Origin of the sequence: Sinorhizobium mexicanum, from assembly GCF_013488225.1 — a bacterium.
Taxonomy (GTDB): Bacteria; Pseudomonadota; Alphaproteobacteria; order Rhizobiales; family Rhizobiaceae; genus Sinorhizobium; species Sinorhizobium mexicanum.
This window is the reverse complement of sequence record NZ_CP041241.1, coordinates 1,699,526-1,722,207: the sequence shown is the minus strand read 5'-3', so window position 1 is coordinate 1,722,207 and position 22,682 is coordinate 1,699,526. Positions and strand designations below refer to the sequence as shown.

General features: G+C 61.4%; 19 protein-coding genes. 11 read left to right on the top strand and 8 right to left on the bottom strand.

Annotated elements, in window-relative coordinates; genetic code table 11:
- Positions 1–34: 34 nt before the first annotated feature.
- Positions 35–958 carry a sugar kinase gene (locus tag FKV68_RS31950; RefSeq protein ID WP_180942899.1) on the bottom strand — a complete coding sequence of 308 codons (924 nt, stop codon included), beginning with the start codon at positions 956–958 and terminating at the stop codon, positions 35–37.
- Between the two features lie 276 nt (positions 959–1,234).
- Here FKV68_RS31950 and FKV68_RS31945 point away from each other — a divergent pair, with 276 nt between their 5' ends.
- From FKV68_RS31945 to FKV68_RS31915, 7 genes are all read left to right on the top strand, one after another.
- A complete protein-coding gene (locus FKV68_RS31945) occupies positions 1,235–2,551 on the top strand; it encodes a hemolysin family protein (protein WP_180942898.1) in 1,317 nt (438 codons plus the stop codon).
- A gap of 184 nt (positions 2,552–2,735) precedes the next feature.
- On the top strand, positions 2,736–4,256 hold the full coding sequence (gene arfA, locus FKV68_RS31940; protein WP_180942897.1) for an arabinosylfuranosidase ArfA: 1,521 nt from the start codon (positions 2,736–2,738) through the stop codon (positions 4,254–4,256).
- A gap of 80 nt (positions 4,257–4,336) precedes the next feature.
- The gene (locus FKV68_RS31935) at positions 4,337–5,425 is read left to right on the top strand and encodes an ABC transporter ATP-binding protein (RefSeq protein WP_180942896.1); all 1,089 of its coding nucleotides are present in this window, start codon (positions 4,337–4,339) and stop codon (positions 5,423–5,425) included.
- Positions 5,426–5,579: 154 nt separating this feature from the next.
- Positions 5,580–6,848, top strand: coding sequence for an ABC transporter substrate-binding protein (locus FKV68_RS31930; protein ID WP_180942895.1), 1,269 nt, complete (start codon positions 5,580–5,582; stop codon positions 6,846–6,848).
- Positions 6,849–6,964: 116 nt separating this feature from the next.
- Positions 6,965–7,798, top strand: coding sequence for a carbohydrate ABC transporter permease (locus FKV68_RS31925; protein ID WP_180943991.1), 834 nt, complete (start codon positions 6,965–6,967; stop codon positions 7,796–7,798).
- Positions 7,799–7,801: 3 nt separating this feature from the next.
- Positions 7,802–8,626, top strand: a complete 825-nt coding sequence (locus tag FKV68_RS31920) for a carbohydrate ABC transporter permease (RefSeq protein WP_180942894.1) — start codon at positions 7,802–7,804, stop codon at positions 8,624–8,626.
- A 112-nt stretch (positions 8,627–8,738) separates the two neighbouring features.
- Entirely contained in the window at positions 8,739–9,659 is a 921-nt protein-coding gene (locus FKV68_RS31915) for an ArsR/SmtB family transcription factor (RefSeq protein ID WP_180942893.1), read from the top strand.
- 50 nt (positions 9,660–9,709) lie between these two features.
- Here the strand turns inward: FKV68_RS31915 and FKV68_RS31910 are convergent, their stop codons facing one another.
- The 7 genes from FKV68_RS31910 to FKV68_RS31880 form a co-directional block, all read right to left on the bottom strand.
- On the bottom strand, positions 9,710–10,768 hold the full coding sequence (locus FKV68_RS31910; protein ID WP_180942892.1) for a D-TA family PLP-dependent enzyme: 1,059 nt from the start codon (positions 10,766–10,768) through the stop codon (positions 9,710–9,712).
- 182 nt (positions 10,769–10,950) lie between these two features.
- Positions 10,951–12,036 (bottom strand): ABC transporter ATP-binding protein, encoded by a 1,086-nt coding sequence (locus FKV68_RS31905; RefSeq protein ID WP_180942891.1) that lies wholly within the window; start codon positions 12,034–12,036, stop codon positions 10,951–10,953.
- Complete coding sequence (locus FKV68_RS31900; protein ID WP_180942890.1) at positions 12,033–12,968, bottom strand: carbohydrate kinase family protein; 936 nt, start codon at positions 12,966–12,968, stop codon at positions 12,033–12,035. Before FKV68_RS31900 ends, FKV68_RS31905 begins: the two co-directional genes overlap by 4 nt.
- Before the next feature lie 4 nt (positions 12,969–12,972).
- Positions 12,973–13,995, bottom strand: a complete 1,023-nt coding sequence (locus tag FKV68_RS31895) for an SIS domain-containing protein (RefSeq protein ID WP_180942889.1) — start codon at positions 13,993–13,995, stop codon at positions 12,973–12,975.
- A complete protein-coding gene (locus tag FKV68_RS31890) occupies positions 13,992–14,837 on the bottom strand; it encodes a carbohydrate ABC transporter permease (RefSeq protein ID WP_180942888.1) in 846 nt (281 codons plus the stop codon). Before FKV68_RS31890 ends, FKV68_RS31895 begins: the two co-directional genes overlap by 4 nt.
- Positions 14,837–15,718 carry a carbohydrate ABC transporter permease gene (locus tag FKV68_RS31885; protein ID WP_180943990.1) on the bottom strand — a complete coding sequence of 294 codons (882 nt, stop codon included), beginning with the start codon at positions 15,716–15,718 and terminating at the stop codon, positions 14,837–14,839. Before FKV68_RS31885 ends, FKV68_RS31890 begins: the two co-directional genes overlap by 1 nt.
- Positions 15,719–15,853: 135 nt before the next feature.
- Positions 15,854–17,092, bottom strand: a complete 1,239-nt coding sequence (locus FKV68_RS31880; RefSeq protein WP_180942887.1) for an extracellular solute-binding protein — start codon at positions 17,090–17,092, stop codon at positions 15,854–15,856.
- 327 nt (positions 17,093–17,419) lie between these two features.
- Here FKV68_RS31880 and FKV68_RS31875 point away from each other — a divergent pair, with 327 nt between their 5' ends.
- The 4 genes from FKV68_RS31875 to cysQ all read left to right on the top strand — a co-directional run bounded on the left by FKV68_RS31875 (position 17,420) and on the right by cysQ (position 22,582).
- Positions 17,420–18,649 (top strand): ROK family transcriptional regulator, encoded by a 1,230-nt coding sequence (locus FKV68_RS31875; protein WP_180942886.1) that lies wholly within the window; start codon positions 17,420–17,422, stop codon positions 18,647–18,649.
- Positions 18,650–18,987: 338 nt separating this feature from the next.
- Positions 18,988–19,887 carry a sulfate adenylyltransferase subunit CysD gene (gene cysD, locus FKV68_RS31870; protein ID WP_180942885.1) on the top strand — a complete coding sequence of 300 codons (900 nt, stop codon included), beginning with the start codon at positions 18,988–18,990 and terminating at the stop codon, positions 19,885–19,887.
- A complete protein-coding gene (gene nodQ, locus FKV68_RS31865; RefSeq protein WP_180942884.1) occupies positions 19,887–21,788 on the top strand; it encodes a bifunctional sulfate adenylyltransferase/adenylyl-sulfate kinase NodQ in 1,902 nt (633 codons plus the stop codon). The genes cysD and nodQ overlap by 1 nt, the downstream gene beginning before the upstream one ends.
- Positions 21,785–22,582, top strand: coding sequence for a 3'(2'),5'-bisphosphate nucleotidase CysQ (gene cysQ, locus FKV68_RS31860; RefSeq protein WP_180942883.1), 798 nt, complete (start codon positions 21,785–21,787; stop codon positions 22,580–22,582). Before nodQ ends, cysQ begins: the two co-directional genes overlap by 4 nt.
- The last annotated feature ends 100 nt before the right edge of the window (positions 22,583–22,682 follow it).

Sequence of the window (22,682 nt, the reverse complement as noted above, 5' to 3'; positions counted from 1 at the left end):
TCGGCTTCCGTCCTTATTGTAGGGGGGTGGAATGTCAGGCCACTTCCGGTTGCGGCAAATGTTCCGATCCGATGAGGGCGCCGGGCTGCTCTATGACGCGTGCGGCGACCTTTGCGGCGAACGCCCCGGCGTCCCGAGTGGGCTGTCCCCGCAGATGCATCGCCAGGAAGGCCCCGTTGAAGCTGTCGCCGGCGCTGGTCGTGTCCCTGACCGGGTCGGCGGGATGGGCGGGTACATCGATGTGTGATCCGGTATCGCCGATCGTTATGCCGTTCGCGCCGTCCTTGACCACGACAAGCTCCGCGCCGAGTTCGCGGTAACGGCTCACCGTCGCTTGACGATCAGCGTCGCCGAAATAGCTGCGCTCGTCGTCGAAGCTCGGGAAGACCATCGTCGCCACGCGCGCGCCGTCCGAAACCACGGCGCACATCGTCTCGGTGTCTTGCCACAGCCGTGGCCGCAGGTTCGGATCGAACGCGACGATCTTTCCCAATTCGCGTGCCCGGCCGATTTCGTCCAGCAGGCGGGCCCGATCGTCGGGCGAGAGGATCGCGAGCGTGATGCCGGAGAAATAGATGAGTTCGGCGCTGTCGATCGCCGCGCGCAGCCAGTCGCGATCTTCGGCCAGAAGTCTCGCCGCAGATGTTTCCCGCCAATATTGGAAGCTGCGCTCGCCGTCCTTCAGGTGGATCATGTACATGCCGGGATTGCGCCCCTCGATGCGGCGCACGTGATCGCTGGCGATGCCGGCGCCGCTCATGAAGGCGAGCATTTCGTCGGAAAGCCTGTCCGTTCCGAGTGCCGTGAAGTAGCTTACCCGCCAGTCGTCGCCGAGAAAGGCGCGGGCATACCACGCCGTATTGAAGCTATCGCCCGCGAAACCCTTCTTGAGATGGCCGTCGCCGGCCTGTGAAAGTTCGATCATGCATTCGCCGATCGAGAGAAATGTCTTTGGCATCGGGTAATCCCATGAGTGAAGGGGAGGCGTCGAGAAGAGAAGGTACGAAGCGGCCCTCGTCCACGTATCCTAGAAAAGATTTCGGGTGCAAATCTAGATGTGAATCGAAGAGATTTGCCATTCGTACCCCCATGGCCGCTTTGGGCGCGCTCGGCCGAGGCGGGGGCGCTCAAACCTACGTCACACAGACATCTCTCGTCTGCCTCCGGCGGCAAGAGCGTGATACGCTGGTTCGAGCTTCAACAGTCCGAGGCGTCACCCGCCCGAAGGGAGATCATGTCCGGTTCCGATGGCAGTATTCTCGATTATCTCGGGATATTGGCCGTGTTTCTGCTTGTCGGCGCGAATGGCTTTTTCGTCGCCGCCGAGTTTTCGCTCGTTTCAGTCCGCCGCAGCCGCGTGGCGGAACTGGTCGCGCAAAAGCGCATGAACGCGAGCGCGCTCCAACATGCCGTCGATAATCTCGATGCCAACCTGGCGGCCACCCAGCTTGGGATCACGATATCGTCCCTGGCGCTAGGATGGGTCGGCGAACCCGCGCTCGCCCATCTGATCGCGCCGTTGCTGACGGTCTTGCCTGCGGCCTGGGCATCGGTCGGATCGCACGCGATCGCCGTCGCGGTCTCCTTCATCATAATCACGGCGCTGCATATCGTGCTGGGCGAACTGGCACCGAAGAGCCTGGCATTGCAGCGCAGCGAGGGCACGGCGCTGGCCGTCGTCCGTCCGCTCGCGCTGTTCCTGTTTCTGCTGCGCCCGGCGATCCTCTCCCTTAACGGCCTCGGCAATCTCGTGCTTCGATTGGTCGGTCTGCGCCCAGGTGCCGGCGAGGCATCGCTGCATTCCCCGACCGAGCTGAAGCTTTTGGTGGCCGAAAGCCAGGAAGCCGGGCTTCTCGATGCCGCCCAGCAGGAACTGGTGGAGCGGATCTTCAGCATCGGCGATCGGAGGATTTCCGACTTCATGACGCCCCGGATCGAGATCGACTGGATCGACGCAGACGACAGCCAGGAGGAGATCCTCAGGACGATCAGGGAATGTCACCACGAGCAGCTTCTGATCGGCAGGGGCAACATCGACTATCCGCTGGGTATGGTGCTCAAGAAGGACCTGCTCGACCAATTGCTCGACCATCGGCCACTGGACGTCCTTGGTGTTATTCGGGAGCCGCTGATCCTGCACGAATCGACGGCCGTCTTCCGCGTGCTCGAGAAATTCAAGAGTGCCCCCGTGCGCCTGGCCGCCATCATCGACGAGTACGGCAGCCTCGAGGGGATCGTCACCCAGACAGACCTGTTGGAGGCAATTGCGGGCGACCTGCCGGATACGGAAACCGTCGAGCCCGACATCGTGGTGCGCGAGGACGGCAGCATGCTGATCGAGGGCATGATGGCCGCGCACGATGCCTTCGAGAGGCTGGGCTTCCACGATCGCCCGGAGGGCGACTTCCACACGATCGCTGGCTTCGCACTGCAGGTCCTTGGCCATCTCCCGCATGTGGGCGAGAGCTTCGATTTCGAGGGCTGGCGCTTCGAAATCGTAGACATGGACGGCATGCGCATCGACAAGCTCCTGGCGTTGCGGATTGGCTGACATTCCCGTTTTGCCGTGTCCGGACGTCGCTGTTCGCGCCGATAGGCGGACGCTCTTCAAGGCTCGGATGTTCATGCGGTTGCGTAATGTGTATCTGATTTTTTGATATAAAACAAAAATGTTGATTTGAAAAATCATACAGATTAGCTTCGGGCAAAATCGAATTCAACCAACGAGGAAGCCCATGCGAGCGAAAGCCACACTCAACCGGGAATACACGATCTCGACCGTCGACAAGCGCGTCTATGGTTCCTTCCTGGAGCACATGGGCCGGGCGGTTTACACGGGCATCTACGAACCCGGTCATGAGCAGGCCGATGCGGATGGCTTTCGCCGTGATGTCCTCGAAATGGTGCGCGATCTCGACATGCCGATCGTGCGTTATCCGGGCGGCAATTTCGTTTCCGCCTACCGGTGGGAGGATGGTATCGGCCCGCGCGAGGAGCGCCCGGTTCGGCTGGATCTCGCGTGGCGCACGCGCGAAACCAACCAGGTCGGCGTCAATGAATTCGCCGACTGGGCAAAGCTGGCCGGCACCGAGATGATGCTGGCGATGAACCTTGGCTCGCGCGGCCTGGATGATGCCCGCAACTTCCTCGAATATTGCAACCATCCCGGCGGGACCTATTGGAGCGATCTGCGCGCCAAGCACGGATACAAGGAACCGCACAATGTGCGGATCTGGTGCCTCGGCAACGAGATCGACGGACCCTGGCAAGTCGGGCACAAGAGCGCGGCCGAGTATGGCCATCTCGCCAATGAAGTAAGCAAGGCCTTCAAATATTTCGACAAGACGCTGGAGACGGTGGTTTGCGGCTCGTCGAACGACAAGATGAAGACCTATCCGGAGTGGGAGGCAACGGTGCTCGACGCCAGCTATGACAGCGTCGACTACATCTCGCTTCACAAATATTTCGGAAACGAAGAGCAGGACACGCTCAACTACTACGCCAAGGCGATCGATCTCGACCGTTACATTGTCACCATCGGCGGCGTCATCGACTACATCAAGGCGAAGAAGCGCTCGAAGCGCGATGTGAAGATCTGCTTTGACGAGTGGAATGTCTGGTACCATGACCGCAAGCAAGATGGCGAACGCATCGCGAGCTGGGATTGGCCGGAAGCGCCGCCGCTTCTCGAAGAGCTGTACAATCTCGAGGACGCGATCTTCGTCGGTTCGCTTCTCAACGTCTTCATTCGGCGGTCCGACCGGGTGAAGATCGCGTGCATGGCGCAGCTCGTCAACGTGATTGCGCCGATCCTGACCAAGGCCGGCGGACCGGCCTGGCGGCAGTCGATCTATTATCCGCTGCAATACGCCTCGAAATACGGACGCGGGACGGCGTTGAATGTTGCCGCGTCCGGCCCGACCTACGACTGCGACGTGGCGCAGGAAGTGCCCTATCTCGATCTTTCGGCGGTCCTCCAGGAGGATGGCAGGTCGCTTGCGATCTTCGCCATAAACCGCAGCCTCGACGAACCGCTCGACCTGACAGTCAATCTGCAGGGCTTCAAGCAAGCCAAGGTCGTTCAGCACCAGATGCTGGATGGCGACGACCTCAAAGCGCGCAACTCGGTCGACGATCAAAGCCGCATCGTACCCAAGGCGGGGAAAGCACTCGCCGTCGACGATGCCGGCACGCTCGTCGGTACGCTGCCGCCGAGATCCTATCACTTCGTTCTGCTTTCCGTTGCGTCGGCGTGAATCGGCCGCTGGTCCGGGCGGCCGGGGAGGTCGCCCGTATCATGAACGGGATCGATTCCAATGCGGTAGCGGGAGGCACAATGTCCGGAATCAAGTTGACGGGCGTCAGCAAGTCGTTCGGCGCCATGAAGGTGATCCACGATGTCGACATCGAGATCGAGCAGGGGGAGTTCGCCGTTTTCGTCGGCCCTTCCGGCTGTGGGAAATCCACTCTTCTGCGCATGATCGCCGGTCTCGAGGAAACGACCGGTGGCGAGATCAGGATCGAAGCCGAGGACGTCACACGCAAGGAGGCGTCGAAGCGCGGTGTGGCGATGGTCTTCCAATCCTATGCCCTCTATCCGCATTTATCCGTCTTCGACAACATGGCCTTCAGCCTTTCCATCGCGCGCCGGCCGAAGGCCGAGATTGAAACGAAGGTAAAGGCGGCGGCGGAAATCCTGCGTCTGACCGACTACCTGAGCCACAAGCCAAGCCAGCTTTCCGGCGGACAGCGCCAGCGCGTGGCGATCGGCCGGGCCATCGTCCGCGAGCCACGTGTCTTTCTCTTCGATGAGCCGCTTTCGAACCTGGACGCGGAACTGCGGGTGAAGATGCGCATGGAGATTGCCCGCCTGCATCGCCAGATCGGCGCGACGATGATTTACGTCACCCACGACCAGGTGGAGGCGATGACGCTCGCCGACAAGATCGTGGTGTTGAAGAGTGGTGTGGTTCAACAGGTCGGCGCTCCCCTCGAGCTCTATCGCAACCCGGACAACATGTTCGTCGCAGGTTTCATCGGCTCACCGGGAATGAACTTCCTCAAGGGGCGGGTTACGGGGAGCGACGCAACGCGGCTCGCCGTCGAACTCAACGACGCCCCGGGAGCCGCCTTCGACATCAATTCAACCGCGAGGGTCCCTGTCGGTAGCCAGATCTTTGTCGGCGTGCGACCGGAGCATGTCACCCTTGGCGATCGGGAGGGAGGAGTGCCGCTTAAAGCGCGGGCCGAGTTCATCGAGGAACTGGGGGGAACCGGCTACCTGCACGTGCTGACGGCGACGGGTGGGGAGATGACGGTCGAATGCCGCGGCGAGGAGCGGCCGCACCCCAAGCAGGAAGTGAGGCTCAGCCTGGATCTCGGCAGCTTGTTTGCCTTCGACGAACAGGGCAGGCGACTGCGTTGATATCTCAAATACGGATATGAAGCGAAAATGTGGATTGCGAGCTGAAGGTGCTCGCAAGCCGGATGCGAAAAACATCCGGACAAGGAGGCAGTGCGGCGCAATCACATCCGCCGATTCAATGAAGCATCATGGTTGTATCGAGGAGGAGACAGACGTGAAGAAGCTTTTGAAACTAGTCCTTGCGGGTGCGCTGGCGGTCCTGCCTTCGGCAACCGCCTTTGCGCAGACCGACATTACCTGGTGGGACTTCCTGAGCGGCGGCGACGGCGTGCGCATGAAAGCGCTGATCAAGGAGTTCAACGAGACCCATCCGGACATCAAGATCAATGCGACGACGCTCGAGTGGGGTGTCCCCTTCTACACCAAGGTGCAGACGTCGACGGCTGTCGGCCAGCAGCCGGATATCATGACCTATCACCTGTCGCGCTTCCCGCTGGCAATTCCGTCGGGAATCCTTCGGCCGCTGGCGCCGGAGGAACTCGCGGAAGCGGGTATCAAGAAGGAGAATTATGTCGATGCGAGCTGGAACTCGGCCTCCGCCGACGGCAAGGTCTACGGCATCCCCTTCGACGTCCACTCCATCGTCCTCTACTATAACAAGAATATCCTCAAGGAGGCGGGGTTGCTCGGCGATGACGGCCTGCCGAAGGGCCTCGACGGACTGGATAATTTCAATGCCGCCCTCGACAAGATCAAGGCAACCGGCAAGGTCCAGTATCCGCTCTCGCTGCACACCGATGAGGGCGGCTCCATGTGGCGCGTGTTCTACACGCTGCTTTCCCAACAGGGGGGCAAGTTCATCGACGGCGATGAAATTCTTCCCGGCGACGCCGGCGTGAAAGCGCTGACGACGATGGCGAACTGGGTTTCGTCCGGCTATTCGCCGCAACTGATTTCCTACGAAGCCTCGATTGCGCTCTTCACGTCGGGCAAGGCGGCGATGCACATCAACGGCGTCTGGGAGGTGCCGACGATGACGGATCTCGCGAAAAACGGCAATCTCGGCTTCGAATGGGGCGCCATCCAGATTCCGGTGCTGATGGGCCAACCGGCTACCTGGGCGGACTCCCACGCCTTCGCCGTGCCGAACAGCGACGCCAAGCCGATCACGCCGGAGAAGCTGAAGGCGGTGCTCCAGATCATCGCATGGATGAATGAGCACAGCCTTTCATGGGCCGACGCAGGGCATATCCCCGCCTTCAGGCCCGTGACCGAGAGTGCGGAGTTCAAGGCAATGCAGCCGAATGCAACTTACGCGAAGCTCGCGGATACCGCCGTCTTCGATCCCGTTTCGCCGCTCGCCGGCGTCGCTGGGCCGATCTACGAGGCAACGCAGAACTTCATCGTGCCGGCCCTGAACGGCCAGCTCGATCCCGGGGAAGCGATCGAGCAGATGCGGGAGGAGCTGAAGGGCCAGATGTAAGACGACGACGGACCAGCCAGCCTGTCGCCGGCTGGTCCCACCGGGAACAATGGAAACGGAGGACAATTGCAGTGAGGACGAGCGGGGGACGGAGCAAGAGGCTCACAGTCATTTTGATGATCGCGCCATTCGTGATCACCTACCTGACGGTTTTCGCCTATCCCGTCTACAAGATGTTCGCCTTGAGCTTCACGAATGCGCCGCTGATCGGCGAAGGCGAGTGGGTCGGTTTCGACAATTACATCAAATTGCTAAATCAGAAGCTCTTCTATACGTCGGTATGGAACACCGGCTATTTCGTGGTGCTTACTGTTGTACCGAACACGCTGATCGGGCTCGGCCTCGCGCTCATGGTGGTGCGTCTGAGAGGCTGGTTGCAGAGCCTGGTGCTGGTCCTGTTCTTCCTGCCCTACATCCTGCCGGTATCGGTCGTGACGCAGATCTGGCAATGGGTGCTGGATCAGCAATTCGGCGTTGCTCAATACGTAATCGAATTTTTCACCGGCAAGCGCATCAGCGTTTTTCGTGATCCGCTATGGGCGATGCCGATGGTGGCGCTGGTCACGGTATGGTGGACCAACGGCTTCAATCTCCTGCTCTTTATTGCCGGCCTGCGTAACATCCCCGCCGATTACTACGAGGCGGCGATGCTTGACGGCGCGACGCGCTGGCAATGTTTTTGCCGGATTACCTGGCCGCTGATCTGGCCCGTCACCGCGCTTGTGCTGACGCTTCAACTGATCCTGCAGCTCAAGATCTTCGACCAGGTGTATCTGATGACGGAGGGCGGACCATTCAATTCGACCTACGTGCTGCTCCAGCTCGTCTACCGCGAGGCTTTCCGTCTCAATCACGGCGGGCTCGGTTCCGCGGTCGCGGTCTTCCTCTTCGTGATCATCGCCAGCGTTTCGGTGCTGCAGTACCAGCTTTTGCGCGTGAGGGAGCGCTGATCCATGCAACGGAAATCCATCGGCAACATCCTGCTTCTGGTCCTCACGCTTTGCGTTGCCTGCATGTGGGCCTTCCCGATCTATTGGGCGGTGATTACCTCGGTGAAGCCGGAACAGGAGGTTGTCAGCAAGACGACGTTCATTCCTGACGTCTTCAATTTCTCGGCCTATTACTTCGCCCTGTTCGAGACCAAGCTCGCCACCTGGTATGTGAATTCGATCGTCACGTCGATCGCGGTCACCGTGGTGGTGATCCTGATCAGCGTGATGTGCGCCTATGCCTTGTCGCAGATCGTTTTTGCCGGGCGCAAACTGCTCTACGGCATCATTCTCGCGAGTTTCATGGTGCCCTCGCAGGCGCTCGTCGTCTCGCAATTCGTGCTGATGCACCGGTTCGGCCTGATCAATAGCTGGGGCGGCATCATCCTGCCGCAGCTAATCATTCCGGTCGTTGTCATCGTCTACAAACAGTTTTTCGATTCCGTACCGAAGGAACTCCGGGAAGCGGCCAAACTCGATGGCTGCGGCGATGTCCAGATCCTTTTCCGGCTCTATTTGCCGCTGAACTGGGGGATCACCACGGCGCTCGCCATCATCACCTACATCATGGCCTGGAACGCCTTCCTCTGGCCCTTCCTGGTGACAAGCTCGGAGGAAATGATGACGGTTACCGTCGGGATCACCCAGGTTGGCGATGCATTCGGCGTTAAATACGCCCGCGACATGGCGGTTGCGATCCTCGCGGCAATGCCGGTCGCGGTCGCCTACCTTCTGTTCCAGAAGCGTGTGACGCAGGCGCTGATGCTGTCCTCCGGGATAAAAGGATAATTGCGCGAGGGGGCATGCCGCTCCCTCGACAAGGAAAACAATGCGACAACTGGTGAATTTGCATGATATCAGCAGGCCAGCCAGCGCCGAGCCGGAGTTTCAGTAGCTAAGAATGGAGACGAAGCTTTTAACCGTGGATCCAATCAAGGATGTCGAGGTCGTGCAGGCCCTCGGCTCGGCCACGCGCATCGAAATTCTCAATCTCCTGCGCCTGAAGGGCCCGTTGAACGTCAACGACATTGCCGCTCATATGGCGATGCCGCAATCGACGGTCGCAACAAACCTCAAGTCGCTCGAGAAAGCCGGGCTGATCCAGACGCACACGATGAAGGCCTCGAAGGGCAACCAGAAGATCTGCTCGAGCATCTATGGCGAAATCCTGATCCGGTTCGACAACCGCACCAATCATTCGCCCGATATCGTCACCGTCAGCATGCCGATCGGCCTCTTCACCGAATTCGAGGTCGAGGCGCCCTGCGGTCTTTGCTCCGTCAACAATGTGATTGGCATGCTCGACGTTCAGGAAGTCTTCCTTGACCCGCAGCGCATGCAGGCCGCGCTTCTCTGGTTCACCCGCGGCTATGTCGAATACAAATTCCCGAACAATGCCAAGGTCAGCGGCCGGCCGGTCCGCAAGATCGAGTTCTCGGCGGAGCTGAGTTCCGAGACGCCGGCCACCAACGCCAACTGGCCGTCGGACATCTCCATCTGGATCAACGGTATCAAGGTCGGCTACTGGACCTCGCCGGGCGACTTCGGCGATCGCCGGGGCATCTATTCACCGGCCTGGTGGAAGCTCAGCGGCTCGCAATACGGCAAGCTCAAGACCTGGACCATCGACGACCGGGGGACCTGGATCGATGGCGCCATGGTATCGACCCAGACGATCGCGTCGCTTGGAATTCAGGATCATCACTCGATCCGGTTTCGCATCGGCATCGACGAGAGGGCCGAGAATCCCGGTGGGCTGAACATATTCGGCAAAGGCTTTGGCGACTTCGACCAGGACATCGTGATGACCATTCACTTCTGAGCTGCCGACGCGAAGCTCAACGTAAAAGAGTTGAGCATTCGCGGGAGCGGTCAGAGAACGCGGCCGCGCGCGATAATGGGCCAGATCGCCTTCGCCTGATTGCCTTCGACAATATGCACCGCATCGACCATGTTGGTCACCACGCAGGCGTGGTTCGGGACGATGCGCAGCTTTTCGCCGACCTTCAGCTTGATCGGACCGTCGGAGACGAGCCTGCCGTGCTCTTCCGAAAGCTGGTCGATCCTGATGTCGTCGCGTCCGAGCACATGGCCGTAGCCGGTAAGGCCGAGAAGGTCGGAAGTCAGGACCTTGCTGCCGGCATCGATGATCGCCCTGTTTTCGGCCGGAACCGAGACGACGGTCGCAAGCACCGTCAGCGCGCAATCGTCCCATGTCGCAACACCGCGGGCGACGAGCGAACGATCGTTGTAGATATAGGTTCCCGGACGGTGTTCGGTCGCGACGGAAGCACCAGCCGCTTCCATCATGCTCGGGGTGCCGCCGGAGGTAATGGTCGGGACGTCGATGCCGTCCGCTTCGATCAGTCGCTTCGCCTCGCTCATGAAGGCCTGAACGCCTTCCGTTCCTCCGGCCGGCGGATAGGTCATCAGTCCGCCGAAGTGCAAGCCGGGCGCATCGGCTATGCGCCGGGCGAGGCCTGCTGCCTCGGCCGGTGTCGCCACGCCGCAGCGATCGGCCCCGGTGTTGCATTCGACAAGCACTGTCAACGGTTCGGCTTCGCGGGCGAAACGGCCCGACAGGCCGTCGATGACGGTCGGGTTGTCGGCGACTACGCTGAGCGTCACGCGTTTGTTGAGCTCCGCGAGGCGCGCCAGCTTTTCCGCTCCGAGAATGTTGTAGGTGATCAGCACGTCCTTGATCTGCGGGCTGCCCTCGACCATCGCCTCGGCCTCGGTGACCTTCTGGCAGGTTATACCGACCGCTCCGGCTTCGAGCTGCAACTCGGCCATCTGCGGGAGCTTGTGCGTCTTTATGTGCGGCCGCACCCGAATGCCGTGGCGATCCGCGTAGTCCTGGAACGCGCGGATGTTGCGGCGGGCGATCGCGATGTCAACCAGCACCGCGGGCGTTTCGATCGGCAGGGTCATGCGGCAGGTTTCCTCTAGAGCAGTTCCAGGAAAGGTGTGTAACGGTTTTCCGTCCGGAATTGCGTGAATTCAGACGATCTACGGCAAATCATGGGTTGTGGCGAACTTGGAGCAATTCCAGGAAAAGTGTCAAACAATTTTCGTTCGGAATTGCGTCGTTTCCAGCTCATCCCGAGCCGCCTTCATGCAGGCCGCAGAGACCGGCCGCTCTCGGGATCGAACAGATGCAGCGCCGCCTCATCGAAGGAGAAGAGCTGCTGCGAACCGGTCCCAAAACGCGTGCGCGGCGGAAGGCAGGCGGTGATACGCTGTTCGCCGAGCTTTGCCGTCGTGACCAGTTCCGGCCCGGTCAGTTCCACGACCTCGACCTGCGCCTTGATGCCGGGAGCCGATGCGTCGGCGCTTGCGAGCCGCAACGCTTCCGGGCGAATGCCGACTTTGACGCGCCGGTCCTCCGCCGCAGTATTTTTGAGATCCGCCGGCAGCGGTAGCGTCTCCTCCGAGCCAACGAGCCTGAGAGCGTTACCGACAACGTCCGCGTCGAGAATGTTCATCGGTGGCGAACCGACGAAGCCGGCGACATAAAGGGTTGTCGGCCGGTCGTAGATTTCCTCCGGCGTACCGAGCTGTTCGATCCGGCCGTCGCGCATGACGGCAACGCGCGTCGCAAGCGTCATCGCCTCGATCTGGTCATGGGTCACGTAGACAACGGTCGTCTTCAGCATCTGATGCAGGCGCTTCAGTTCGGTGCGCATCTCCATACGCAGCTTGGCGTCGAGGTTCGACAGCGGCTCGTCGAAAAGAAAGACCTGCGGACTGCGCACCAGCGCCCGGCCGATGGCAACACGCTGGCGCTGGCCGCCGGAAAGCTGGCTCGGCTTGCGGTCGAGAAGATTTTCGATCTGAAGCAGCCGAGCCGTGTCGCGCACTGCCCTCTCGCGCTCGGCCGCCGGCACCTTGCGCATCTCGAGGCCGAAGCCGATGTTGCGGGCGACGCTCATGTTTGGATAGAGCGCGTAGGACTGGAACACCATGGCGATGTCCCGATCCTTGGGATGCAAGCCCAGGATCGAGCGTTCGCCGATAAGGACGTCACCGCCGCTTGGCTCCGCAAGCCCGGCGATGATGTTCAGGAGGGTCGACTTGCCGCAGCCGGACGAGCCCAGGAGCACCAGGAACTCGCCGCTTTCAAGCGCGATGTCGATGCCCTTCAGCGTTTCCACCTCGCCATAGCGCTTGTGGATGTCGCGGATTTCGAGTGCGCTCATGTCCTGGTCTCCTCAAGGAAGGCCGAAAGGGGCTTGCCATAGCTGCGCGGTAACGTGGAGATGGCTTCGGATGCGACAGTGACGCCGACCCCGAGACACTGTTCGAGCGGTAAATCCGCGGTAAGTGCGGCCAGGAAACCGGCGTTGAAGACATCGCCGGCGCCGATCGTGTCGACGACGTTCACACGAGGCGCGGGAACCGAGAACTGGGCTCCGGTCTGGTCTAGGGCAAGCGCACCATGGGGTCCGCGCTTGACGACGACGATCGCTTCGGAAGGCATCCGTGCCTTCAGGTGGCGAGCGGCCTCGCCGGGGTCGGTCTCTCCGGTCAGCGTCGTCGTCTCGACTTCGTTGAAGAGCGCGCAATGGCAGCGTTTCAGCCAGTCGAGAGTCTTGCGCTTGTTCGCCTCGGTCCAGCCCTCGAGCGGCCAGCCGGTGTCGAGCGCGACCGCAATGTCATGCGCGTCGGCCCAGTCGAAGAACGCGTCATAGGCATGCGTCAGCGCGTCGGTCAGGAATGAGCCGGCGAGCAGCGCACATCCGCCGCGAAGACGTTCGCCGTCAAGCATCGTGCGGACCTCGTCGAAGCTGAAGAGCGGCAGGTGGCCGCGCGTGGTGAAGAATGTGCGCTCGCCGTCCGGGTGGGTGATCCCGACCGACAGCGTCGTGCCCACGGCTTCGACGGGCCATTCCCGCGCCCGCCCGCCGAAGGCATCCTTCAGCCAGATGCCGAACTGGTCGTTGCCGACATTCGCGGCAATCGCGTAGTCGACGCCGAGCGAATCCCACGCAAGCGCGCTGTTGCCGGCGCAACCGCCGACGCGCAACTCGTCATGATCGACAATGATTTCCGTGCCAGCCTTCGGCCACGGCTCGGCCGGCCCGAGGATCAGGTCGATGTTGACGTTGCCGATGACTGCAAGCGGGCGCATGGCGTCACTCGCTCCGGGTGATCTTGGTGGAGCGTACCGGCGTGCCGGCATTGTCGACGCGCGCATCGGCAAAGGCGAGCATCAGCGACTGCGCGACGGGTAGCATGGCAAAGATGGCCGCCAGGCCTGCGGCCCGCCGGAAGCGGATTGTCGTGGTCCTTTCGACCGGCGGCTCACCGGAGGCATCGAACACGACCACCGGGGAGCCCGCCTCTGCCGCGGAGGTCGCCATCGCGGCGACGAGACCTGCCGTCGGATCGGCGGCGCGGAAAAGCACGACGCCGACATCCGGGCCGAGCATTTCCATGGGGCCGTGGCGAAGTTGTCCGCCCTCGAGCGAGAAGCAGGGTATGCGCGCCAGTTCGGTGAGACCGAGCCCGATCGCCTCGGCAAGGCCCTGCAGTCTGCGGCCGGAAGTAACCACGGCGCGCACTCCGGCGAGCGCGTCAAGCGCATCGTCAATCGCCGGGGTTTCCGGCTCGCGAAGGGCTTGAAGCGCGCCGGCCGGTTCATCACCGAGGGCGGCAAGGACCGAAAGGTGCAGCGCAAAACTGATCGTCAGGCTGCGGGTTGCCGCGAAGGCCTGTTCCGTGCCACCGGCGCCGATGAGCGATGGCGCGGTGCGCGCCAGAAACGAATTGCCTTCCAGCGTCAGGCCGAACGTATCCGGTGTGCCATTCGTCTCCTTGAACCAGCGCAGCACCTCGGCGCTTTCGCCCGATTGGGAGGTGATCAGAACGGTCTTTCCCTTGATTGCCAGCGGCTGGCCCAGCTGTTCGGAAAGCGGCAGTGCCACGGCCTCGATGCCGAGCGCCCGGTAGAGCGGTTCGACGGCGCGACCGACGGCGTGCGACCCGCCCATGCCCAACAGGAGTAGGCGACCCGTCGATTTCAGCGACGTGGCAATCTTCTGCGCCGGCGTCGCCGACTGTCCATAGGAGGTGATGGCATCGGCATGCTGGCGCGCCATTTCCTTGTCGATCGCGATGAGCCCGGCGGGCCTTTGCTTGGAAGCCTTCATGATCATCCTTTGACGCCGCCGCTTGTGAGCCCGGAAATCAGGGCCCGTTGCATTACGAGACCGATCAGCACCGGGGGCAGGGCGGCAAGCACACCGGCAGTAGCGATCAATCCGTAGTCGGAGACACGGCCGCCGGCGAGGTCCGCAATGGCGACGGTAAGCGTCTTGGCGCGCAGGTCGGAGGTGAAGAGCAGCGCGTAGAAGAATTCGTCCCAGGCGAGCAGAAAGGCGAAGAGCGCGGAGGTCGCCATCACCGGGGCGGCAAGCGGTAGCGTCAGCAGGCGCAGGATCTGGTCGAGCCGTGCGCCGTCGATCATCGCGGCGCTCTCGATTTCCCTTGGTATGGAATCGAAGCCCGATTTCAGCAACCAGGTGGTGAAGGGTGCGAGGATGGTGAGATAGACGAGCGCCAGGCCGAAGACGGAATTGAGCAGGCCGAGATAGGCCAGCCCCATATAGAGCGGCACCGCGAGCGCGACGGGCGGCAGCATATAGGTGGCGATCACCGCATAGAGCGACCAGGAGACGGTAGGCGTTCGCGAAACCGCCCAGGCGGCAGGAATGGCGACGGCAACCGCGGCCAGCGTCGCCATGCCGGCGACCTTCAGGCTGTTGAACAGCGAGGCGACGAAGGCGGCGCCGGCACTGTTCTCGACCGTAGAAAGCAGGGCACGGTAGCGCGAAAGATCGATTTCGTCCGGCCACCAGTTGAGCGGCTTGGCGGAAAGGTCCGCGGCCGACGAGATGCTCATGACGAAGAGCCAGGCGAGCGGCGCCAGGATGACGATCGCAAGCAGCAGCGCGCTCACATAGACGAAGGCGGTGAAGAGCGGGTTCTGGCGTTCCATCACGATGCTCCCGCGGCCTTGCGAAGCAGCGCCGCATAGGCAACCGCGAGAAGGGTCACGAGCAGCGTGACGATGAGCGCGAGTGATGCCCCGGAGCCTGCCCGCTGAAAGGAGAAGGCCTCCTGATAGACGAGGATCGAGAGCGTGCGCGTGCTGTTTGCCGGTCCGCCGCGCGTCATCACCCAGATGATGTCGAAGACCTTGAACGCCTCGATCGTGCGCAGCACCAAGGCCACCAGCAAGGGGCCCGCGAGATAGGGCATGATCACGTAGCGAAAGCGATTGACCGGGCCAGCGCCGTCGACAAGCGCTGCCGCGGTGATGTCGCGGGGAACGGCCTGAAGCGCGGCGAGCGCGATCAGCGCCACCAGCGGAAAATTCTTCCAGCAATCGGCGACGATCAGTGCGGTGAGAGCCAAGCCAGGCTCGCCGAGCCAGGAGCGATAGCTGTCGATAAGCCCGATCTGGGTAAGTGCGGCGTTGAGGGCGCCGTATTCCGGATTGTAGATCAATCGCCAGAGCGTGGCGTTGACCACCGTCGGCAGCGCCCAGGGCAGGATCATCAAGGCTCTGAGCGCCGTGCGGCCGCGAAATTGCTGGTTGAGCAGCAGCGCGGCGAGCACCCCGAGCACCATTTCGGCGGCGACGGACACGACCGCAAACCAGGTGGTCGTGATCAGCGCCCGCCGGAAGTTCGACCCGCCGAGCATTTTTGCGTAGTTGTCGAGGCCGACGAAACCGCCAGCGGTGCCGACAAGCTTGGCGTCGGTGAAGGAGAGCCGCACCGTGTCGACCAATGGCCATCCGATGACGGCGATCATGACCATGAGCAGCGGCAGCATCAAAAGCCAGGCGCGCGTTGTTATCCAGGTACCGGGCATCGGATGAGGACCCTTGCGGCCGTCCGGGCCGTTCATGCGATTCATTATGGCTCGGCCATGCCGAGGATTCGAAGAAGCCGCGGGCTTCGTTCACGTTCCGAGCGGCCGGGCCGCCCGGAACGAGATTTCGCCTATTCAGAGGCCGCTGTTCTCGGCAGCCGTCTTCAAGGCGTCTTCGGCGGAAGTCTGCCCGAGCAGTGCTTCCTGGATAGCCTGCTGCAGGGCAGTCGAGAGCTCCTGATATTTCGGCGTCGTCGGCCGCGGATACATCGCCGCGAGGCCGCGTTTGGCTGCCGCGATCAGTTCTTCCTGGCCTTTCGTCACGTTGGCGTCCTCGTAGGACGAGGCCCAGATCGGCAGGCTGAGCTTCGCATAGGCGTTCTGCGTCGGCTGAGAGGTCATGTGGACGATGTATTTCCATGCTTCGTCCGGATGCTGGCTGGTCGAGGTGATGCCGAGGCCCATCGAGCCGTTGACGGCCGAAACCTCGCTCTTACCGGCGACGCCCGGAGCCGGCACGACGCCGACCTTGCCGGCAACCTTGCTCTCCTTGGGGTCATTGGCGAGGTTGTACATATAGGTCCAGTTGAGCGCGAAGGCCGCCTCGCCGTTCTGGAACACCTTGCGCACGTCCTCCTCCAGGAATTCCTTGGAGTTCGGATTGGTGATGCCGGAGGTGTAGCTCGAAACCATGTAGTTCAGTGCATCGAGACCGCCGCCGGTGGTAAAGGCGGGCTTGCCGCCGTCGATGAACTTGCCGCCATAGGCGCTGACCAGCGTCGTATAATCGCAGATCGCGGCTTCGGCCTGCGACCAGCTCCAGGCGATGGGTGTTGCGAGCAGTCCCTTGTCCTTGATCGTCTTTGCCTGTTCGGCAAGCTCGTCCCAGGTCTTCGGCGGCGCGGTGATGCCGGCCTTTTCCAGGATCTCCTTGTTGTAGAACAGATATTTGGTATCAAGGATCCACGGCATGCCATAGCGCTTGCCGTCGTACTCGACCGTGGTCCAGGCACCCGGCAGGACACCTTTCTGCATGTCGTCGGTGATGCGGTCGGTAACATCGACCAACACCTTGTTGGTGGCGTATTCGGCTGGCCAGATGACGTCGAACAGGACGACGTCGTAACCGCCGCCGGAGCCCTGCGCCAGCACGGTCTTGTCGTGCAGTCCTTCATAGGGGACGAATTCGAGGTTGACCTTTACATCCGGGTTGGCCTTGGTGAAGGCTTCCGTCATGGCGCGAACATCGGCCTCGCTATAGGCGGCCTGAGCCATGAACAGCGCGTTCAGCGTCGTTTCCGCATAAGCCTGGCCGCTGAAGGATATTCCGACAAGGGCAGCGCCGAGCAGTGCATTGCGCGTCGATTTCAACATTGTTGCCTCCAATAACCGATCGTTTTCAGTTCCCGGCGCGGCGCATCGGCGCACCGGATGCGAAGAACCCGCCACTGCAGCGCCGCGCGTCAAACGCGCAAAGGACGCTGTAGCACTTTGCATTGCTGCATGTTTTTACCCTTAGATCGGCTACGATTTAAGGAAACATGCAGTAGCGCGGCGGCCGTCGACAAATCAATCGGAGCGTTTGCGACAGCATATCACCGTCGCCTTCGTTCCCCCGAGGTTCTTGCGACCCCTCAATAAGTCAATTGTCTTGACTTATTTCTTCGCCAATATTCTAACAGTGTCAAGCGGGATTTGTGGATGAACGAGATGCGCCCCATCCGGGCCAAGAGCGGGACCAATCAGGAAGGGACCAGCGCGCACAACCGCCGCGTGATGATCGACGCTTTGCGGTTGAACGGGCAATTGTCGCGCGCCGATTTGGCGCGGGCGACGGCGCTCACCAAACAGACCGTATCGAACATTATCGAGGAGCTCGAAAGCGACGGCCTGGTCACGTCTCTCGCCGCCGTGCGCAGGGGCCGGGGGCAGCCGTCGACGCCTTACCGGCTTGTTCCCGAAGGCGCCTTCGCGATCGGCCTGCAGATAGACCGGCATGTCACGCGCACGATCGCGGTCGATCTGATCGGCACTGTGCTCGCACGCGGCGAGGCGAACCTGCCTGCCGGTGGCCCGGCGACGGGTGTCGCGACCATTCTGGACTTGATTGCCAGGACGCGCCGCGACCTGACAGGGATCGCGCCGCAGTCGAGGGACCGCTTCGTCGGCCTCGGCGTTGCCATGCCCGGGCCGTTCGGCATCGAGGCGGACGCCGACGATCCCTGGATGATGGCGGCCTGGCAGAACTTTCCTCTCCTGGAAACACTATCGGTCGGCACCGGTCTCGACGTGCGTTTGCAGAACGACGCAGCCGCAGCCGCGACGGCCGAGAAGATGGTCGGCGCGGCGCACGGCGTCGACCAGGCGATCTGCATCTACCTTGGCTATGGCCTCGGCGCCGGGCTGATCCTCAATGGCGAGCTCTATCGCGGCGCCAACGGCAATGCCGGCGAGATCGGCATGATCTTGAGCCAGCCGCGCGCGGCGTCCGGCATCGAGCGAGCGCCGCTCGAACACCGGGCTTCCATTGCGTCGCTGAGCAAGATCCTTGGCCTTGATCCGGCCGATCCGGATCTTTATCGCCGGATCGACGAGATCGCGGGCGGACCGGACGCACGCGTCACCGCCTGGGTCGAAGACGTGGCATTCGAACTGCAGGCTGCCATTCAGGCGCTGGAGAGCATTTTCGATCCGCAAACCATTGTCCTGTGCGGCGGCATGCCGCCGGGCCTCGCCCGCCTGCTGATCGAGGCCATCCATCCGTTGCTGCCTTCGATCGCCGAGCATCGCGCAAGAAGCATGCCGCGCCTGCAACTGGGCTTTACCGACCCTTGGGCCGTGGCGATCGGTGCCGCCGCGGAGCCGATCAGCCGGACTTTTGACCCTCGTTTTTCCGCAATCCTGAAGACGCGCATCGCGGGTGCAGTCTGAACCGGCAGGTGTGTTGCTGGCCGGGATCGCCAGCGTAGCGCCTCGCGCTTCAGATATCACCGCAGCGGATCGCTTCCCCTCCATGGGATCAAGCAGGGGCAATCCTCGGGCGGTCAGCGCGCTGGGAAAAGGCTTCTAGCCGAAGGTAGCTGACGAGAATCATCTTTCGTGATGCTTGAAATATTAGCGATATAGCGTTTAAATGCTCCATCGTAATGCTCCGGCCTTATTTTTGCCGGTTGCAATCAATTAAACATTTAGACCACCGATGCCTTCAAGCGCGGCTTACTTAATCATTGCACGTATAAAAATTTAAATTTTGATAGAGGGATTGCGATATGTCTCTTTCCCATCTTCGGCGACTTGAAGCTGAAGCAATTCACGCCATTCGGGAAGTTGTTGCGACGTTTTCAAATCCGGTTGTACTTTATTCTATCGGAAAAGACTCTTCGGTCTTGTTGCATCTGGCGATGAAGGCGTTTTTTCCGTCCAAGCCACCTTTCCCTTTCCTCCATGTGGACACCACATGGAAGTTTCGCGAAATGATCGAATTTCGCGACAGGATGGCGAAGGAGCGCGGCTTCGATCTTCTGGTCCATACCAATCAGGACGGCTTGGACCAGGGCATCGGACCATTTTCGCACGGGTCGAATATTCACACGCACATCATGAAGACGGTTGCCTTGCGGCAGGCGCTCGACAAATACGGATTTGATGCAGCGCTCGCGGGCGCCCGGCGCGACGAAGAGAAGTCGCGCGCCAAGGAGCGCATATTCTCGATCCGCAATGGCCAGCACGGCTGGGATCCCAAACACCAGCGTCCCGAACTTTGGAAAACCTACAATACGCGCATTCGTCCGGGCGAGACGATGCGGGTGTTTCCGCTTTCGAATTGGACCGAATTCGACATCTGGCAATACATCATGACCGAGGACATACCGATCGTGCCGCTTTATTTTGCGGCGAGACGCCCGGTGGTTGAGCGTGATGGCATGCTGATCATGGTCGACGACGATCGCATGCCTCTTCAGCCGGAGGAGAGCGTGACCGAACGGCTTGTGCGCTTCCGCACGCTCGGCTGCTATCCGCTCACGGGCGCGATCGAGTCGGAAGCCGCGACCGTCGCCGACATATTGCGCGAGATGCTGACGGTGCGCACCTCCGAGCGACAGAGCCGGCTCATCGACCGGGACGAGGCCGGCGCGATGGAGAAGAAGAAGCGGGAGGGCTACTTCTGATGTCCTATCTTCCTACTCTTGCGCCGCTCGACATCCAGGCGCACCTGGCCGACCAGGACAACAAGTCGATCCTTCGATTTATAACCTGCGGTTCGGTGGATGACGGCAAGTCGACATTGATCGGCCGGCTGCTGTTCGATGCGAAGCTGGTCTATGAGGACCAGCTTGCCAATCTGGGGCGCGTCGGCGCGCAGCGCAGCGCGAACGGTGACGACATTGATCTCGCCCTTCTCCTGGACGGTCTCGAGGCCGAACGCGAGCAGGGCATCACCATCGATGTGGCCTATCGTTATTTTTCGACCTCGAAGCGCAAGTTCATCGTGGCCGACACTCCGGGACACGAAGAATATACCCGCAACATGGTCACCGGGGCCTCGACCGCGGCTCTTGCGGTGCTGCTGATCGACAGCCGCCAGGGGGTTCTCTCGCAAACACGACGCCACTCATACATTGCGTCGCTGCTCGGCATCCGCCATGTCGTGCTGGCAGTGAACAAGATCGACCTTGTGGGCTACAGCCAGACGGTGTTCGAGGGGATAGCGGAAGACTATCTGCACTTTGCGCGCGAACTTGGCTTTCAGAGCATCAAGCCGATACCCATCTCGGCGCGCTATGGCGATAACGTCATCGCGAACTCGGAGAAGACGCCCTGGTACCAGGGTGCCGCCCTTCTCGAATATCTCGAAACGATCGACTTCGATCGCCAGGAGGCGCAGAAGCCGTTCCGCTTTCCCGTTCAACTGGTCATGCGGCCCGACGCGAACTTCCGGGGATATGCGGGGCAGATAGCGTCCGGCAAGATTTCGGTCGGCGACCAGGTGATCGTCGCCAAATCGGGGCAGCGTACCTCGATCAGGAGCATCGTGACCTATGACGGCGAAGTTGAGAAGGCCGTGGAAGGCGAGGCGGTCACGCTGGTGCTTTCGGACGACGTCGAGGTCTCCCGCGGCAACATGTTGGCCGCGCCGGGCGCCCGACCCTTCGTCGCCGATCAGTTCCAGGCCCACATGATCTGGTTCGATCCGAGCCCGATGATCCCCGGGCGAAGCTATATCCTGCGCACGGAGACGGACAGCGTGAATGCGACCGTTACCGCGCTCAAGCACCAGGTCAACATCAACAGTTTCGTGCGCGAGGCGGCGAAGTCCCTGCAGATGAACGAAATCGGCGTCTGCAATATCTCGACCCAGGCGCCGATCGTCTTTGACGCATACAAGGACGACCGGACGACGGGGAACTTCATAATTGTCGACCGGATTTCAAATGCGACGGTCGGTGCAGGGATGATCGATTTCCCGCTGCGTCGCGCCGACAACGTCCATTGGCAGGCGACGGACGTCAACAAGGGCGCACGCAGCGCGATGAAGAACCAGCGGCCCGCGGTCCTCTGGTTCACCGGGCTCTCCGGTTCGGGAAAATCGACGATCGCCAATGCCCTCGACAAGGTTCTGCATGCGCGTGGCAAGCATACCTACCTGCTGGACGGCGACAATGTGCGCCACGGTCTCAATCGGGACCTTGGCTTCACCGACGAGGATCGGGTGGAAAACATCCGCCGCGTGGCGGAAGTGGCGAAGCTCATGGCGGATGCCGGCCTGATCGTGCTCGTATCCTTCATTTCTCCGTTCCGCGACGAACGGCGGATGGCGCGCGAACTGATGGAAAAGGGCGAGTTCATCGAGATATTCGTCGATACCCCCCTGGAAGAATGCGCACGCCGCGATCCGAAGGGCCTCTATGAAAAGGCGCTGGCGGGCAAGATTACGAATTTCACCGGCATTTCTTCGCCCTATGAGGCCCCCGAAAATCCGGAACTGCATCTTCACACGGTTGGCCACGAGCCGATCTCGCTGGCCCTCAAGATCGAGGAATATCTCGACCAGATGACGGAGGAGAAATGACGTCCTTGTGTGAGGTGCTCGAGCGCATCGCCATCGATGCCGGCGAGGCGATCCTTGGCGTCTACGACGCCGGTCCCAATGTTTGCTACAAGGCCGATCAGTCGCCCGTCACCGAGGCGGACGAAAGGGCCGAAGTCATCATTCTCGAACGGCTCTCACGATTGTTCCCCCTTGTCCCGGTGATCGCGGAAGAAGCGGTTTCCTGCGGCAGCGTTCCCGACATCAGCGGCGGTTCCTTCTTTCTGGTCGATCCCCTGGACGGCACGAAGGAGTTCATCAATCGAAGGAACGACTTCACCGTCAATATCGCGCTGATAGAGCGAGACGTCCCGGTTGCAGGCATCGTCTACGCGCCGGCCCAGCGCTGTGCCTATGTGGCAGCCAATGGCAGGGCTGAGAAGCTGCTTTTCGGCCAAGGCGGTACGATCGAGAAACGGGAGCCGATAAGGGTCAGGCCAAGGGGCGCAGTGCTGACGGCCGTTGCCAGCCGCTCGCACAACAGCTCCGAAACCGAGGCATTTCTGGTCGGGCACGGCGTCAAGGACTGCATGTCCATCGGGTCTTCGCTGAAGTTCTGCCTGGTTGCCGAAGGCAAGGCCGATGTCTATCCGCGCTTTGGCCGCACGATGGAGTGGGACACGGCCGCCGGCGACGCGGTCCTCAGGGCTGCGGGCGGTTCGGTCGTCCGCCTGAACGGCTCACAGCTGGCCTATGGCAAGAGGATGCAGGCGGATGACTGTGATTTCGCGAATCCACATTTCATTGCCTGGGCGGAAAATCCCTCGGTACTGTGAGGCCCGCTCCGCAAGACACGGTGATGGCTTCGCATCTCCGATCGGTCGCAGCGGCGTGCGCTTTTTAGGCGCCCCGCGGAATGATTTTTGTCGCCAGGTC